Source organism: Marininema halotolerans, from assembly GCF_900116235.1.
In the GTDB taxonomy this organism is placed as follows: Bacteria; Bacillota; Bacilli; order Thermoactinomycetales; family DSM-45169; genus Marininema; species Marininema halotolerans.
Window position 1 is genome coordinate 446083 of record NZ_FPAA01000001.1, and the last position, 17280, is coordinate 463362.

A 17280-nucleotide genomic window follows, 5' to 3' on the forward strand; every position below is an offset into this window, starting at 1 on the left:
GGAGAAATTAAATGGTCTGTCCTGCCTATACAAGCACGCTCATCTTAGATACGGGTGAGACAAATTCGCAATTCCTCACAAATGGGGATTTTAATCATAATGGCTTCATCGACCTTGCGGTTTCAAATCAGGGTGCCGTCCCCAACGGCGTACCCTCCTCCATCTCCGTCTTTTACCGAGATGAAAATGGCTTTACGGTTCCACCCACGCAACTAACGGTTCCCACCAATAAGATTGCCCAAGGGATTACCAGTGGGGATTTTAATCACGATACCTACATCGACCTTGCTCTTGCTACTGTTGACGCAATCACGGGTAATGATGAGATCTCCATCTATCTTAATCAAGCCGGGCAAGGATTTACGCTTCTCAATACCTTTAGTACAGGGGGAATCGGGTTAACTTCCCCATCACGTTTGGGGCCTCGAATTGTAGCTGCGGATTTTAATGGAGATGGGAACCTTGATCTTGCAATCACCCATAGTGTCTCCAATAACTTTTCGGTCTTTTTGGGGCAAGGAAATGGAACCTTTGTAGCAGCAACGGGTTCACCCTATTCCGTTCCGGTAAACAATCCCGTACCGATTATCGCAGCGGACATCGATGGCGATGGTCTCCCTGAAGTGGTGCTTGCATCGGAAACCGACTCCGTGGTAACGGATGGAGCGATCTCCATTTTTAAATATACCAATGGATCCTTTACCCAGCTCTCTTTATTCAGCACCCTCGGCTTTACTCCCCTCTCTTTAGCATCTGGAGACTTTAACCTGGATGGCAATATGGATTTGGCAGTGACGAATATTAATAGCGGAAACGTTGTCATTTTTTTAGGTGGGGGAAATGGAACGTTTTCTAATTCCAGTATCATCCCCATTAGTAATGTGCAATTTGTCACGACCACGGATGTCAACTGCGATGGAATCATCGACCTTGCACTCTCTGTTGAAGGAACACCCAATTTATTTCTTCTGGGTAATGGTGACGGAACCTTTACCCAATCCGATATCGCCCTGGACGATACCGGCTCGCTTGAGATCATTAGCGCCGATTTTAATAATGATGGTCGCCAGGATGTTGCGGTTCCCAACAAGGACGAGGGAACGGTTACCATCAACTTTAATAACTGTGTGGCTTTCACTTCCTGCCCTGATTTGCTCGTCGATAATGACACAGGCAAATGCGGTGCAACGGTAGATTTCTCTGTTGTCACCCAGTGTCCAGGATTGAGCATTTCCTACTTTCCCCCTAGTGGCTCTTTTTTTCCAGTGGGAACCACATCCGTCACTGCCATAGCCGTAGGGTTACAAAACAATGTTGAATCTTGTACCTTTACCGTCACGGTCAAGGATACCGAGGCCCCTGTTATTTCCGGTCTAAAGGATATTGATGTGGAAACCGTAAACCCCGCTGGGACCATTGTTACTTATCCGGCACCAACCGTTACAGATAACTGCCCCAACCCGACAGTTATCTGTCGTCCTCCTTCTGGTTCCTTCTTTCCACTAGGAATCACCACCGTCATTTGCACCGCGACGGATTCATCCGGCAATACGGCCACGGGTTCCTTCCAGGTGGATGTCAACCAGATGGAAGAGGAGTAATACCCTCTGTGATGCTATAAATGGGCAGTATGCCCAAATAACTATACGGATATATGATGTTAAATAAGAAGATTCGCCTGTTTTGAAGCAACGAACCGTCTGTTTTATCCATTCAGTAGACTACAATTCCTTAGCAGATATTTCTACAGATGATCCAAACGAAAAGGGTTGGTAAGGATGGGAGTAGACCCTTTCCTTTACCAACCCTTTGTGTTAAGCGTATGCTGGACGAACTTGAATCGTTTGCTCCCGGCCAGGCCCCACCGAGAATATCGTAAGGGGAATCCCTGTGAGGTGGGTAATTCGTTCGATATAGTGTTGCGCCGCTAACGGGAGATCAGAGAGATTTCGAACCCCGGTAATATCTTCTTGCCAACCCGGTAATTCCTCAAACACCGGTTCACACTCCGCCAATACATCCAGGTTTGCCGGATAGTTTTCCATCACGCGTCCGCGATAACGATAAGCCGTACAGATTTTCACCGTCTCCAGTCCCGTTAACACATCAATCGAGTTGAGGGAGAGTCCTGTGATTCCACTCACTCGACGGGCATGACGAACGACCACACTGTCAAACCAACCAACACGACGAGGGCGACCTGTCGTTGTCCCATACTCACGACCAATTTCCCGGATTTTCTCACCCACTTCATCGTGCAATTCCGTTGGGAAAGGACCATCACCTACACGTGTCGTATACGCCTTTGCTACCCCAATCACTTGATGAATCTTTGTTGGACCAACTCCTGAGCCAATACAGACCCCACCAGCTACTGGGTTGGAGGAAGTAACAAAGGGGTAGGTTCCCTGATCAATATCCAGCATGACCCCCTGAGCTCCTTCGAAAAGAACCCGATGCCCCTGATCGATTGCATCATTGAGCACAACCGAAGTATCCGTGACATAGGGGCGCAACTGATCCGCCACAGCGACATAGGGCTCATAGATCTCCTCAAAGGTGAAACCCTCAGCATCATATAATTTTTCCAAGACCCGATTCTTCTCTTCAATGTTCTTCTTTAGTTTTTTTGCGAAAAGGTCCCGGTCCAATAGATCCGAAACGCGGATGCCCGTCCGAGCCGCTTTATCCATATATGCAGGGCCGATTCCTTTCCCTGTGGTTCCAATCTTGGATGCGCCTTTACGATTCTCCTCCGCCTTATCTAAGCGGATATGATACGGCATAATGACATGGGCACGATCTGAAATGCGAAGATTTTGTGTGGAAAATCCATGGGTACGAAGGTACTCCAGTTCCTCCACCATGGCTTGGGGATGAAGCACCATCCCATTTCCTAGAACACACACCTTTTCAGGATAAAAAATCCCCGAAGGAATCAGGTGCAATTTATATCGCTTCCCACCAAACTCAATGGTATGCCCTGCGTTATTCCCCCCTTGGTAGCGGGAAACCATCTCTGCTTTTTCAGCTAAGTAATCCGTAATTTTTCCTTTACCCTCATCGCCCCACTGGGTTCCGACGACGACGACTGTCGACATACTACATTCCTCCTTTTAAGAGGTGTCACGAAATTTTATCCTTTTACAGTCTATCGAGGAAAAGAAGGGATGTCAACGATAAACACGAACAATTATATCCTATTAATATTTTATGTTCGTGTTTTATCTATCATTTCTGGTCATACCAACACCCTAAATCTCATATGGTCACATCTATAGTGCCAAACGTGTACCAACACTTTTATTCCTGGTAGTGGGAACATTGACTAGATTCCATCTTCTTGATATTATCGTAACTAATGACATACTTGTTTGACCAAAGGAGGAGCCTGTCGCAACGGGTTCCTTCTGTCTTTTTTATTAACTAAAACGGCTATCCCCATATGTATTGTATCCATAGTTGGCTATCAAGAAATCGCCTCGGTGCACAAGAGCCTTGCCATTGACGAAGAGAATAAAACACTATCCGCTTCGGACACGTCTCCTCTCTGTTACTATGTCCAGATTTATCAACACGCCTGGACTATACTTGATAATATCATGAGTTTGACAAATTAATTTTTTAATAATATCATCTAAATTTCGGGGTGATGACATGAAAAACTTGCCACTAGATCGGACATCCTTACAGAGGGATATTTTAGCAGGTATTACCGCTGCTATTGTAGCGCTACCTTTAGCTTTAGCTTTTGGTGTCTCTTCTGGCTTAGGGGCACAAGCTGGTTTATATGGAGCCATTGCACTTGGTTTTTTTGGTTCGATGTTAGGTGGTACCCGAACCCAAATTAGTGGACCCACAGGTCCAATGACGGTTGTCAGCGCTACAATAATTGCTTCTTTTTCAGATAACACGGGCACTATTGTTTCAATTTTTTTACTAGCAGGGCTATTCCAATTGTTATTTGGTATTATGGGGGTTGGCAAATATGTTAAATTCATTCCATATTCAGTGATATCTGGCTTTATGAGTGGAATTGGCGTGATTATCATTTTGCTGCAGTTGTACCCATTAATAGGTCTTCCTACTTCGTCCAAAGCCTTAGAGGTGATTTTACAATTCCCACAAGCTCTATCCAAGTTGAATATACAAGCTCTTAGCCTAGCAAGCATCACGATTGCAGTCATCTACTTATTTCCAAAAGTAACGAAGCAAATTCCATCTACCTTAGTTGCTTTGCTGACAGGCACATTAATTAGTGTAATCTTTGAGATGAAAGTTCCTCTGATCGGAGAAATACCTCAAGGGTTACCTGACATGCACCCCCCCTCTTTTTCACCAGAGTTATTCAACCTCATTCTTTTACCTTCGTTAACTCTTGCCGCATTAGGATCTCTGGATTCACTGTTAACATCCTTAGTTGCAGATAAATTGACAGGGGAAAGGCATCAGAGTAATCGAGAGCTGGTTGGACAAGGAATAGGAAACAGTGTTAGTGCGTTAATAGGCGGGATCCCAGGGGCTGGGGCGACCATGCGGACCGTAGTCAATATCCAAGCGGGTGGCACCTCTCGTTTATCCGGTATCATTCACTCTTTAACGTTGCTTATTATTTTATTGGCGCTTGGTTCTTATGCCAGTCTCATACCAATGCCTGTCCTGGCCGGGATTCTTATTACAGTAGGTATTAACATCATTGATTACCGCGGATTTAAAGATTTCCGACATATCCCTCGTTCAGATGTAATGGTCACTTTGACGGTACTTGTTCTTACAGTCTTTGTTGACCTTTTACAAGCGGTTGCAATCGGCATGGTATTGGCCTCTATTTTATTCGTCAAGAGGATGGGTGACCTTATTGCTAACTATACACAGGCCAATCAATTCTCCATTCCATGGGGAAAGGGAGGAAATATTCTAGTTAAACGTTTTGTCGGACCATTTTTCTTTGGTTTCTCTAGCCGATTTGAAGAAATGATTGCAAGGGTAAAGATTATGGAAGGAAAAAAACTGCAGGCCGTTATTTTCGATATGAGTAAAGTTAATTATATGGATCAATCTGGACTTTATACCCTTGAGGAAACCTTAGCGAAATTAAACAAGCATAAGGTCCCACTAATGATCATACTTCCCGATGGCCCCGTCAGCGATTTAATAAAAAAAATAAAACCAAGTGATCCTTCACCCTTTTATTTTGTAACATCCTTTGAAGAGGCAATTGATTTGTTACGGGAAAAAGATGAATCCAGCGACCATTTACTTTTCTCATCCTTGAATAACTATAAAACGAATGATATTCCTGATAAATATCGATCTTCTCTTATAAAAATAAAAAATTCTCTACAGTAATTACGATTTAAGCGACGAGCAGGGGCAACATTTCTTTAGGAAGCAATCTCGAAGAATGATTCTTGTCCCTCAAACGCTCGACTTCCGTCTAAGTCAATGTCAAAGTCCTCTTTTCCTACTGACACACCGCCTACTTACTTCCGAAAAAGCAGATCACGATTGAGTTCTGGCTTGATTCGACAAAAAATAAACCCGTCTGTTTTATCATCGTTATTGATAAAACAGACGGGTTTATTGTCATTATCCACCCATCGCCTGACCATGTCGTAAATCAAGGCTGAGGAATTTATTGTAGTTTTTCAGAAAGAGAAGTTCCACTTTCCCTACGGGACCGTTTCGGTGTTTTGCCAAAATCACTTCGGTGATATTCTTTTTCTCTGATTCCTCGTTATAGTAGTCATCCCGATAGAGGAAGGAGACAATATCCGCATCCTGCTCAATCGAACCGGATTCCCTCAGATCAGAAAGCATTGGACGCTTATCCTGCCGTTGTTCTACTGCACGTGAAAGCTGGGAAAGGGCGATGACTGGACAATTTAGTTCCCGTGCCAACAGCTTTAACGAGCGGGAGATCTCCGAGATCTCCTGCTGACGACTATCCTTCCCTCGCCCTTCGATCAACTGGAGGTAATCGATCATCACCATTCCTAACCCATGTTCTGCCTGTAACCGGCGCAGTTTCGCTCGGATATCGAAGATGTTGATTCCAGGGGTATCGTCAATAAAGATCGGTGCGTCAGCCAGGCTACTAATCGCCATCGTAAGCTTCTCCCAATCTTCTTCCCCCATCTGTCCAGTACGGAAAGCTTGGGCATCGATATTGCCCTCCGCTGCTAGCATCCGTTGAACCAACTGGGGAGCTGACATCTCAAGGTTAAAGATGGCTACGGGCTTTCCAGCACGCACCGCTACATTTTGTGCCACATTGAGAGCGAAGGCGGTTTTTCCCATCGCAGGTCGTGCCGCGAGAATGATAAGGTCCGACTGTTGAAAACCCGAGGTCATCCGATCGAGATCGGCATACCCTGAGGGAATCCCCGTCAACTGCCCTTGATTATAGTGGAGGCTTTCAATCCGTTCATAGGTCTCCATCAATACATCGCGGATCGGCAGAAATCCATCCCGGCGCATCCTTCGTTGGGAGATCTCCAGAATCTTCTTCTCCGCTGAGTCAATTACTGTCGCGATTTCTTCTTCACCGGAATAACCCGACGTAGCAATTTCCGTTGCTGTCCGAATGAGCCTACGCAGAACGGCCTTTTCTTCCACAATCCGAGCATAGTAATCCACATTCGCTGCCGTAGGAACAGTTTGAACCAATTCAGTCAGATAAGATACGCCTCCGACTTCGTCCAGGAGCTTCCGGTCTGATAACTCGGAAGTGAGCGTTACGAGATCCACAGGTTCCCCTTGTTCTGCTAAATCCATAATCACTTGGAGCAAGCGCTGGTGGGCCTGACGGTAGAAATCCTCAGGTTGTATTCGTTCTGTCACGGTGACCAACACTGAAGGCTCAATCAAGACAGCGCCCAACACCGCCTGCTCCGCTTCTTGATTATGCGGAGGCATCCGATCTGCATAAAGTTCGCTCATTTTCTCTCTCCCCTCCTACGACAACAAAAAAGTGCTCCACTCCAGGTGGAGCACTAAATCAATTCATTCATCACTTCTCTTCCAGCACTTGTACCGATAGGGTACTCGTTACCTTCGGATGAAGTTTCACTGGAATCTTCGTCACCCCAAGGGTACGAATCGGTTCGTCCAACTGAATCTTCTTCTTATCTAAAGCAATCCCACATTCTTTTTTCAAGTGTTGGCTGATCTGCTTGGAAGTGATCGAACCAAATAGACGTCCACCCTCACCTGATTTTGAATGCAAGATAATCTCGGTCTCTGCTAATTTCTCAGCAAGCTTTTTCGCTTGGTTAATCTCTTCAATTTTCCGTTCTTCATCGCGGCGTTCTTGTTCCTTGAGGGAATTCATATTTCCTGCCGAGGCCTCAACCGCGAGATTACGAGGGAATAAAAAGTTTCGAGCGTACCCCTCGGATACATTCTTCACTTCCCCTTTTTTACCTTGCCCTTTGACATCTTGTTGGAAAATCACCTTCATCCGGTGTCATCCCCTTCCTCGAAGGTCTCTCTTAACACCGAGAGCAAGCTCACCCTTGCCTCGGTTGGTGTAAATTCTTCAAATTGGCATGCGGCATTCGTTAAATGACCCCCACCGCCCAATTCTTCCATGATCAATTGCACATTGATGTCTCCGAGAGAACGGGCACTGATGGCTGTTTTCCCATCATTACGCATGCCGATAACAAAGGAAGCACTAACCCCTTTCATCGTGAGCAACGTATCCGCTGCCTGGGCGATGACCAACTGATCATATACTTCCTTCTCTTCTCCCACAGCAATCGCAATTTTATCGTATACCACTTCCGTATTTTTGACAATCTCAGCCCGCTTCACAAAACGATCCAAGTCTTCCTTTAGTAAAGTCTGAACCATGGCTAAGTCAGCACCATGACGTCGTAGAAAGGAAGCCGCTTCGAAGGTACGCGATCCAGAGCGGAAGGCAAAGCTTTTTGTATCGACAACAATGCCTGCGAGCAACGCTGTCGCCTCTAATGTATCCATCTCTAAACGTTCGTCCTGATATTGGAGAAGCTCTGTCACCAATTCACTTGTCGAAGAGGCATAAGGTTCCAGGTAAACTAAAACAGGATCTTTCACGAATTCTTCACCACGTCGATGATGATCAATGACCACCACGCGATCTGCTTTATCTACCAATTTAGGCTCGATTGTAATGGAAGGTTTATGGGTGTCGACCAAGATTAGCAAGGTCCCTGAATTTACTAACTGTAACGCGCGTTCTGGATTCACCAGGGATTCCCGTAACTGTTCATCTTCTTCAACAGCATCCATCAGTCCATCGATAGAAGGGTTGGATTCTGCCATCACAATGTAACCCTCACGCTCTGCGTAATGAACCGATTTTAATACCCCGATAGCCGCACCTAAAGCATCCATATCCGGGCGATCATGACCCATGATCAAGACCCGTTCACTATCCCGGATCAGATTGGATAACGCATAGGAGATTACCCGTGCACGTACACGAGTGCGTTTCTCCACTGCATTGGTCTTTCCACCGAAGAAAACAACCCGTTCGCCGTCTTGAACAGCCGCCTGGTCGCCTCCTCGAGCAAGGGCGATATCCAGTGCCGCTTCCGCTGCGCGGGTTTGATCCACCATCGATGTCCCTGTCGCTGCAAGACCGATGGAGAGGGTGATTGGAATTTTATTTTGTCGTGTTAATTCTCGCACGACATCCAATATATCAAAACGGTTTTTCGTTAACTGATCAAGGGACTTGCGTTGCAACACCATAAAGAATTTCTCGGAATCAAACCGGCGCATGCTAATATCGTGTTCCTGAGCCCAACGCGTAATCGCCGCCGTCACGTTGGTCATCAACAGTGTTCGTTCCTGTTCATCCAGTCCCGTGCCTGCTTCATCAAAGTTATCCATATGAAGAAACCCAATAACATTCCGTTCATTTTCATGAAGTTCTTTTAACCGTTCTAATCGGGTCACATCCCGCAGGAAGTACAATCGCTCATCTGGATAATGAATCACTTCAAAGGTGCTATCCTCAAAGTGAAACTTCTTCGGTTCGGTTTCTCCACTATTGAGACGAGGAAACACTTCGTTGACAGGTAGGCCTACTAAGCCTTCCCGGTTAGTCATCTCCCGAATATATGGATTATGCCAATCGATTTCCCCTTTGCGATTATATAAGAGGATCCCTACTGGCATATGATCAACAGCCGCCTGGCTAGCTCCCTTAATCCGTTGCGAAAGAGTTTGCACGTAGTCGATAAACTCTTTACGAAAGGCTCTCTCAGCTTGAAACAACAAGGCGCCTGAAACGAAAAAAACCGCCAAGCCAAATAAGCTAAATTCCCATCGATAGATCGAGAGAAGAGCTACGAGTACTAAAATGAAACCCATTGCAAAAACCATATGGAAGCCGTGCCAGCGCTTAGTAATGAACTTTGGCATGTTGACAACCCCTCGCCCCGGATCAGCTTTAGAGTCCGAGCTTATGTGCCTATTTTACCCTAGCTCCACTGGAATTGATAGCAAATCGACCCTAACGCTTCTCCTTGATTCGGTGACGGAGCTGCGTTCCAGAATCAAGGATCCCCAACAAGTGGATCAATACTGTAGCAGGGGTAAGAATGAGCGAAATTGCTATCACAATGATCATCCATCTTCCACTTTTCCCTCGTGCATAAAGAAGGTAGGCTATCAATGACCACCCTTGGAAGATAAACAAAACATATAAAAGAGCAACCGCATTGCTGAATAATAAGTTGAAGGAACCCCAATCAAAACTGGATTGAAGGAGGATTCCGATGAGTGTTACAAAATAAAAATAGACGAAAGAGCGTGGGAGTCGCCAAGAACGGAAGGGCAGTAGTTCTTTCCTTGGCAAACCTGAACGACTGAGGAAACGTCGTCCCAACAAAAAGGTAAAAATCGGAAAAGGAATAAGCAAAAGAAGCATCATGCCAGGAAGCACTTTTCTAAGATCTGCTGGATCAGGTAGTGATTCCCCGGTTCCCATCGACTTCATTTGTTGTTCCATGAGATGCCACTGTTTATCCCAGTTTGTCGCTAACTCGGAAAACAAGTGGGTAAAGGATGCTGCTAAAATAACCAGTATAATCATACTGATCCAAGCAGTGACGACCCCACCGAGTACAACATCTGTGCCTGCGACACGGTCCCGCCGGTATAGTAATCCCATGGCCGCTCCCGTCGCTACGCCAAAGGCAAACAAGGAAAAAAGCAAGATATGGGGAAAAAGAAGCAAAATGAACAATCCAGATAGGGCCACTGGAAATGCAAGCGACCGTCCCCCAAAACGAGCACCATGAAGGAAAAATGGAAGGGGTAAAAACCAAATCGTTACAAAGGAAATTGGCGGCAACATGAAACTAACGATCAATAAAATAAATAACCCAAACGTTAGCAATCCAAACCGAAGGTCTGCAAATCGGGACAAACTCCAGTCACCTCTTGTTGATGTATTCTTCCAATTGGGAGAGATCGCCGTACCATTCTTCTAGCTGATGCCCTTCTCTTGTATGTTCACGTAACTTCCGTGCCACATTTTGATCGAGTTCACGATAGGGCACCCCTACTCGGCGAGCCAAAACATAGACGACAATCACTAAACTTGCGAGACTATCCGATATCAAAGACTGATTGGCTTGATGAAGCCCTTTATATAGGTTAGCAATTTGATCCAACAGTTCGGTCTTTAGCCATTCGATCACTTTCACACTTTTAGCAATGTGGACATTTCGCTCTGGCCGACTCATTGGCTCCGCACTCCTTTGTCAGGCTATGGGAGCTTGTTCGACAAAAGAAAGACAGATTCCTCCTTTTCAGCCTTCCCTTCCCACACTTGTATTACCATTAAATAATATAAAAAAAGAAAGGGCGTTTCCACACCCCTTCTCTCTTTTCATCAATCGGTAGCGTAAGGCAAGAGAGCCATCTGCCGAGCCCGTTTAATTGCCCGGGTCAATTGCCGTTGGTACTTTGAGGAAGTACCCGTTACACGGCGAGGCAGGATTTTGCCACGTTCGCTCACAAACTTGCGAAGCAAGTCGATATCTTTATAATCGATGTACTCGATTTTATTAACCGTAAAGAAACATACTTTACGACGCTTATTTCCACGACGGCGTGCCATGTGATTTCCTCCTCTCAACTTGAATGCTCCAATCCATATCAGAAGGGCAAGTCGTCATCGGAGATATCGATCGGTTTTCCGTCATCAGCAAAGGGGTCATTGGAAGGACTACGGCCCCCTCCAAAGTTCCCTCCACCATTTCCACCACTGTTTCCATAGTCTTGATTATAGGAACCTGCATCCGATGCAGCGGCCTGGGCCCTCGATTCTAAGAAGCGTACATTATCTGCGACGACTTCCGAGATCCGAATTCGGCGGCCTTCCTGGTTTTCATAACTACGAATTTGTAGTCTACCTTCGACGGCAACAAGCCGACCCTTTTTCATATAATTCGCCACGGTTTCACCCAATTGACGCCAGGCAACGATATCAATGAAATCGGCTTCCTTTTCACCTTGTTGGTTAGTGAAAGGGCGCTCCACCGCTAAGCGGAAGCTGGCAACTGCCACTCCACTTTGGGTATACCGGAGTTCGGGATCCTTCGTCAGACGACCGATTAGTACGACCCGATTCAACATAGGGCACCTCTCCTTTCGGGCTACAGCCCGTCAGTTTGACAGTTCAACGGGAACTGTCTGTCCCTTTGGGCCGATACTCTCTTTTTTCATGCCCTTATTTTTTATCATCAATATTAATAACCATGTGACGGGTAACGTCATCATTCAGTTTGAGTAACCGATCGAGTTCGTTCACAGTCGCTTCCGTTCCGTTGAACGTGATGACGGTGTAGATCCCTTCACGGTAGTCATTGATCTCATAAGCGAGACGGCGTTTGCCGAAGTGCTTTAGCTCAACGATCTCCCCTTCGTTCTGGGTGATGATCCCTTGTACCTTGTCACGGTTAGCGTTCAGCTTTTCTTCGTCCAATTCCGGACGAACAATGTACATTAGCTCATAGTTGTGCATGTTTTTCCACCTCCTTTTGGACTAAGCGGCCCATAATGGGCAAGGAGTGAATAGCTAGGCGATATCGGCCTAAATGTAAGTACCCTATTCACGATATTTTATTCTATCAGAGTGAACCCCATTTGACAAGATTTGACGACTGATCGTCACACATTAAAACGGAAAAGGATGACATCACCATCATTGACCACATACTCTTTTCCTTCTGAGCGGAGAAATCCTTTCTCCCGAGCACCTGCCATGGAACCTGCTTCCATCAAATCGTTATATCCCACAACCTCTGCCCGGATAAATCCACGTTCAAAATCGGAATGAATGACTCCAGCGGCTTGAGGCGCTCGCATCCCCTGCCGAATGGTCCAGGCACGCACTTCCTTTTCCCCGGCTGTAAAGTAAGTAGCCAACCCCAGCAGTCGATAAGCCGCTGCTACTAGGCGATCCAGCCCTGAGGATTGAAGGCCCAACTCTTCTAAAAAGAGTTCACGTTCTTCCCCTTCCAATTCAACAATCTCTGCTTCTAATTGAGCGCTGATGGTGACTACTTCCGCTCCTTCAACTTGGGCTTGTTTCTTTAAGGCGATCACATGAGGATTGGCATCGGCATCCGCTACATCATCCTCTGACACATTTGCTGCGTAAAGCATCCGTTTCAAGGTCAAAAGATTGAGGGAACTGACGCGCTTACGCTCATCCTCATCCAAATCAACCGAACGGGCCGGGTGCCCTTCAGTTAATGCCCCATGTAATTTCTCGAGGATTCCATGCTCTGCTGCTGCATCTTTATCCCCGCTTCTCTTTTGACGTGCAATTCGATCCAATCGACGTTCGACCGTCTCTAGATCCGAAAGAACCAACTCCAAATTAATGGTTTCCATATCCTCTAGTGGATTCACTTCTCCGGATACATGAACAATGTTCTCATCGTCAAAGCAACGTACCACATGAATGATCGCATCCACTTCACGAATATGAGAGAGAAACTGATTACCAAGTCCTTCCCCTTTACTAGCTCCCTTTACGAGTCCGGCAATATCCGTAAATTGAAAGGAAGTGGGAACCACCCGTTGCGGATTCACCATCGCTGCTAACTGATCCATGCGTTCATCACGTACATCTACCACACCTACATTGGGATCAATGGTACAAAAGGGGTAGTTTGCGGATTCTGCTCCCGCACGCGTAATTGCATTAAAAAGGGTCGACTTGCCAACGTTGGGCAGGCCGACGATACCTGTCGTAAGTGCCATTGTTGTCATCTCCTTGGGGTATTTCTTACTCCCGTAAAATAAGTTGCAACTTCTCTATGTGATTGGGAATCTAATTACTAATCATTTTGCTTCAGTTAAAACAAAACCCTCCATCATAATGAAAGCACCGCTTGACGACGGTGCCTTGAACTCTTCCATCTTCAGCATCCATATCATTAGATGATCTTACTCATCAGGCGGATCCGCATGGATCAAAATTTTTCGTAGCCGTTTTTCAAACCGAGACCGTGGCAACAAAACACTATGACCGCAACCTGTGCACTTCATCCGAATATCCATTCCCATTCGAATCACTTTCCAGGCATTGGTTCCACAGGGATGCCCCTTTTTCATTTCAACAACATCCCCCAAATGAAATGCTTTTCGATCCATGGAATTCACCTGCCTCGCTTCCCTTCATTATAGAAAGACCGCCATTGGATTTCAACTCACTCGTTGGTTCCTCTTTTCTTGCGCGAGTTGATGCAATGCATGCAGCAATTCGTTACTCAACCGTTCTTGTTCTCTACGTCCACCTGAAGGGTCGACGGATATTGGTGAACCATATCGAATCGTTACTCGAGCAGGACGAATCCATTTCGCATGGCGAGGAAGGGCCTGGGAAGTTCCTTCAATATAGACAGGCAATAGTTGTGCTTTGCTTTTTAAAGCGATATAAGCGGCACCCTGTTTAATCTCTTCCATCGGATGATCATCCCTACGACTTCCCTCAGGAAACATCCCTACGACCTCTCCTTCCTTTAAAAAGGCAAAGGCAGTACGAATGGCACGTAGATCCGTTTTCCCTCTTTGAACTGGAAAGGATTCTAACTTGGTAAGAATGGTATTCAGTACTGGATGGCTGAAGGATTCCTTTTTGGCCATATAATGTACTTTACGAGGAAAGGACCCCCCGATATAAAAAGGATCAATATAACTGACATGATTGCCGACAAGAATAAGCGGTCCAGTCTTCGGAATATTAGAAGCGCCTGTTACCTCCACGCGATGATAAAAACGAAGGACAAAAGCGACTAGGTTTTTCGCAATGGTGTACCACATAACATCTCACCTCCATCATCACTCTCTTTTCTCCTATTATAAAATGAATTCACTGGAAAAGGGGATAAAAAGCGTTTTCTATCCAATTTTTCCATGAATCATCCGTGCCATATGGCACGGATGGGTGGTTCTTTATAAGCTTTTTTTCTTACTTCGACTTGAGAAGGGATAAAGCATAATCATCGTCAGGATAAACAAATTCAATACACCATACAACGGATACAGATAGGTTACCAAAGTGGCAAATCCTAATTGAGTCAAAGGAAGTAACAACAACAACACCGTTCCACCTACAAGCCAGTGAGGCAACCGAACCCAATCGGATAACCGAGAAGCAAGCCCGTGAATATTGCTCACCGCTGTCGTGTAAATCGCGAGCCATAAAACAAAGGAAATCGCAAATACCCACACTGGAGAATAGTCCCTGACCAAGGCAAATAACGGAATCTCATATTGGGAAATTAGGTCCTTCACTTTGAGTAGTGAATAATTGTACAAATAAGCAATCATTCCTAACGCTCCACAACTAATTGCCCCGGCAAGCCATATCTCTCCTTGATGACGAACCTCTTTACCGATCGTCGATAAAACAGCCAGTAATGATAACATGTTAAATGCGGCATAGGTTATCGCGGAGGGCCATACTGGAAGGGAGGTAGGCGGTGTTTCCGACCATGATGCACTCCAACCACTAATATGGAGAAAATGAAAACATACAAAGATCAAGACCGTTGTCATCACTGGAATTAACACTAAATTCATCGACATTAATCCCCGCACATCAAAAAATAAAATTACAAGCACTGCCACAACCATCACCAGTACCCCGATATTGAAGGAACCGTTCCATTGCTGAAAAGTAGCACCACTCCCCGCCACCATTACCAATGTACTCGAGAGAAGAAAGACAAGTACGAGTACATCGAAGAATAGAGCAATGCGCTCGGGGAAAATCACCTTGAGTATCTCTGAATAGTGACTGGTATGATTCCTCCAACTAATCTGGAGGATCGTGACGATGGCTGCAAAAAAGATGAGGGTAGCAAGTAGGATACTTCCACTACTTCCTTCCCCATAAGAGCCAAAAAATTCCCAAATCTCTCGTCCAGATGCAAAGCCTGCTCCGATTGTCGTGCCCACGATGGTCATGCTAATCTTTACGGATTGCCACAAGTTGAACCGCATATCGATCCCCCTTGTCCGGGTTGTCCTTACCATGTATATTTACCGATCCGTTTCCGTATACTGGTAAGGAAATATTTCCCCTCGGAGGTCACGACTATGCGAGAGCCGGTTCAACCATCCGGATCCTTTTTTTCTAGTCCCCCTCGTATTCAATATAGTCACCCTAGTGCAAAACACCAATGCGCCAATTGGTTAGCTCAAGCCATCCAGCTCTATCCTACCGCTTCTGAATACGCGATTCTATGCATCGGCACAGATCGATCGACAGGCGATTCTCTTGGACCTCTCGTCGGCTCTCAGTTAGAAAAAATCACCTCTCCCAATATCCAAGTCTATGGCACATTGGACGAGCCTGTACACGCAGTAAACCTTCGTCAAACTCTACTTAAGATGCGCAAAGAACTTCGTTCACCCCGGGTGATTGCCGTAGATGCCTGCCTAGGTCAGTTATCCAGTGTAGGTTGGATACAAGTCGGGAATGGTCCTTTAAAGCCGGGTGCTGGTGTCAATAAACAATTGCCTGAGGTAGGACAAATTCATATTACTGGGATCGTCAATGTTGCTGGCTTTATGGAATACTTTGTCCTTCAAAATACGCGTCTAAGTGTCGTTATGAAAATGGCGGATATCATTGCTGCTGCATTATCCCTTGCGACACAAAATTGCTTAGTAAAACCTGCTCATTAAGCAATCATCATGGGGGATGTAAAACAATCAATTTCTCTCACTCATCCCTTTTAAGTAACTCACCCGTTTTGGTTAATCAACATGCTTTATCAAACAAATAAGAAGCCGATTCCACTAGCGGAACGGCTTCTTATTTGTTTGATAAAAGAATAGGATAGCTGCCGGCTAATTTGATCTCATCCCGCACGTAAGGAGGACGGGTTCACTGTAAACTCAATGGGTGTCTTTCCTTTACTCTCCCCATCGATTTGTACCATCAAATCATGTTTTGCCTCAATGCGAACCTGTCGAGCTTGAAAAATATGAACCGCAGGATGTTGGATATGATTACCCAGAAATACACGAGGAAACATGAACAAAAGCATTCCTTTACTAATGCCATCCACAACACATATATCCAACAATCCATCCTGATCGGAAGCATCTGGGCAAATCTTCATACCGCCACCGTAATAAGGAATATTTGCGACTGCGATTAACCATGTCTTTTGGAAATGATGTTCTTTTCCATCTACATGGATAGTCACGGCGGTTGGGCGAAAACGCCCTAGAACCCGTAGCACGCCAACCACATAGGACAACTTACCCAACCACTTCTTTAACGGAAATTGGTTTACCCACTTTGTCACACTGCCATCAAATCCGATCCCCGCAGTATTAACCATCCTCCCTTCATTTTTTTCTGTTCCTATAAAGTCAGCAGTATCCCGTAGGGTCGTACGCTGCGCTAAAATTCGTTCCAGTGCCGCGATGGGATTCCAAGGAATCGATTGGGCACGGGCATAATCATTTCCTGAACCGAGTGGAATATAACCCAGTATCGTATCAAAACCACTTATTCCATTGGCTACTTCATGAACGGTACCGTCTCCACCAACCGCTACCACAATTTCAGCTTGATCTAGGGCCGCTTGTTGAGCCAATTCGATACCGTGTCCAGGTCGCTCGGTAAAATACCATTGATACGAAACGTTCTTTTGTTGCAAATGGTGTTCCAACACCGGCCACATCTTACGCGCTTTTCCCTTACCAGATATCGGGTTCACTATAAAAACGATCATTCCTATGCCC

17 protein-coding genes are annotated in these 17280 nt (G+C 45.6%); 3 read left to right on the forward strand and 14 right to left on the reverse strand.

What is annotated here, in order from left to right:
- The first annotated feature begins 11 nt into the window (after positions 1–11).
- A complete protein-coding gene (locus CHX35_RS02215) occupies positions 12–1601 on the forward strand; it encodes an FG-GAP-like repeat-containing protein (protein WP_091833157.1) in 1590 nt (529 codons plus the stop codon).
- Positions 1602–1814: 213 nt separating this feature from the next.
- Here the strand turns inward: CHX35_RS02215 and CHX35_RS02220 are convergent, their stop codons facing one another.
- The gene (locus tag CHX35_RS02220; protein WP_091833160.1) at positions 1815–3101 is read right to left on the reverse strand and encodes an adenylosuccinate synthase; all 1287 of its coding nucleotides are present in this window, start codon (positions 3099–3101) and stop codon (positions 1815–1817) included.
- A 556-nt stretch (positions 3102–3657) separates the two neighbouring features.
- Between CHX35_RS02220 and CHX35_RS02225 the strand changes: the two genes are divergently transcribed.
- Positions 3658–5349: a SulP family inorganic anion transporter gene (locus tag CHX35_RS02225; RefSeq protein WP_091833163.1), complete on the forward strand. Its 1692-nt coding sequence runs from the start codon at positions 3658–3660 to the stop codon at positions 5347–5349.
- A 240-nt stretch (positions 5350–5589) separates the two neighbouring features.
- On the opposite strand, the gene dnaB is transcribed toward CHX35_RS02225, so the two are convergent.
- From dnaB to CHX35_RS02285, 12 genes are all read right to left on the reverse strand, one after another.
- On the reverse strand, positions 5590–6942 hold the full coding sequence (gene dnaB / locus CHX35_RS02230) for a replicative DNA helicase (protein ID WP_091833166.1): 1353 nt from the start codon (positions 6940–6942) through the stop codon (positions 5590–5592).
- A gap of 70 nt (positions 6943–7012) precedes the next feature.
- Complete coding sequence (gene rplI / locus CHX35_RS02235) at positions 7013–7462, reverse strand: 50S ribosomal protein L9 (protein ID WP_091833169.1); 450 nt, start codon at positions 7460–7462, stop codon at positions 7013–7015.
- Positions 7459–9417, reverse strand: coding sequence for a DHH family phosphoesterase (locus CHX35_RS02240; RefSeq protein ID WP_091833172.1), 1959 nt, complete (start codon positions 9415–9417; stop codon positions 7459–7461). The genes rplI and CHX35_RS02240 overlap by 4 nt, the downstream gene beginning before the upstream one ends.
- 91 nt (positions 9418–9508) lie before the next feature.
- Positions 9509–10426 carry a DUF2232 domain-containing protein gene (locus CHX35_RS02245; RefSeq protein WP_091833176.1) on the reverse strand — a complete coding sequence of 306 codons (918 nt, stop codon included), beginning with the start codon at positions 10424–10426 and terminating at the stop codon, positions 9509–9511.
- A 7-nt stretch (positions 10427–10433) separates the two neighbouring features.
- Entirely contained in the window at positions 10434–10745 is a 312-nt protein-coding gene (locus CHX35_RS02250; RefSeq protein WP_091833179.1) for a MazG-like family protein, read from the reverse strand.
- 149 nt (positions 10746–10894) lie between these two features.
- Entirely contained in the window at positions 10895–11122 is a 228-nt protein-coding gene (gene rpsR, locus CHX35_RS02255; RefSeq protein ID WP_091833182.1) for a 30S ribosomal protein S18, read from the reverse strand.
- Between the two features lie 38 nt (positions 11123–11160).
- Positions 11161–11640, reverse strand: a complete 480-nt coding sequence (ssb, locus tag CHX35_RS02260) for a single-stranded DNA-binding protein (protein WP_091833184.1) — start codon at positions 11638–11640, stop codon at positions 11161–11163.
- Between the two features lie 94 nt (positions 11641–11734).
- On the reverse strand, positions 11735–12028 hold the full coding sequence (gene rpsF / locus CHX35_RS02265) for a 30S ribosomal protein S6 (RefSeq protein WP_091833187.1): 294 nt from the start codon (positions 12026–12028) through the stop codon (positions 11735–11737).
- A 146-nt stretch (positions 12029–12174) separates the two neighbouring features.
- A complete protein-coding gene (ychF, locus tag CHX35_RS02270) occupies positions 12175–13275 on the reverse strand; it encodes a redox-regulated ATPase YchF (protein WP_091833190.1) in 1101 nt (366 codons plus the stop codon).
- Positions 13276–13461: 186 nt separating this feature from the next.
- Entirely contained in the window at positions 13462–13668 is a 207-nt protein-coding gene (locus CHX35_RS02275) for a DUF951 domain-containing protein (protein ID WP_091833474.1), read from the reverse strand.
- A 51-nt stretch (positions 13669–13719) separates the two neighbouring features.
- Entirely contained in the window at positions 13720–14337 is a 618-nt protein-coding gene (locus CHX35_RS02280) for a lysophospholipid acyltransferase family protein (RefSeq protein ID WP_091833192.1), read from the reverse strand.
- A 132-nt stretch (positions 14338–14469) separates the two neighbouring features.
- On the reverse strand, positions 14470–15522 hold the full coding sequence (locus CHX35_RS02285; RefSeq protein ID WP_091833195.1) for a YkvI family membrane protein: 1053 nt from the start codon (positions 15520–15522) through the stop codon (positions 14470–14472).
- Between the two features lie 96 nt (positions 15523–15618).
- Between CHX35_RS02285 and yyaC the strand changes: the two genes are divergently transcribed.
- Positions 15619–16209, forward strand: a complete 591-nt coding sequence (gene yyaC, locus CHX35_RS02290) for a spore protease YyaC (protein WP_091833198.1) — start codon at positions 15619–15621, stop codon at positions 16207–16209.
- A 176-nt stretch (positions 16210–16385) separates the two neighbouring features.
- Here yyaC and CHX35_RS02295 read toward each other — a convergent pair whose 3' ends face one another.
- Entirely contained in the window at positions 16386–17270 is an 885-nt protein-coding gene (locus CHX35_RS02295; protein WP_091833202.1) for a diacylglycerol/lipid kinase family protein, read from the reverse strand.
- Positions 17271–17280 lie beyond the last annotated feature (10 nt).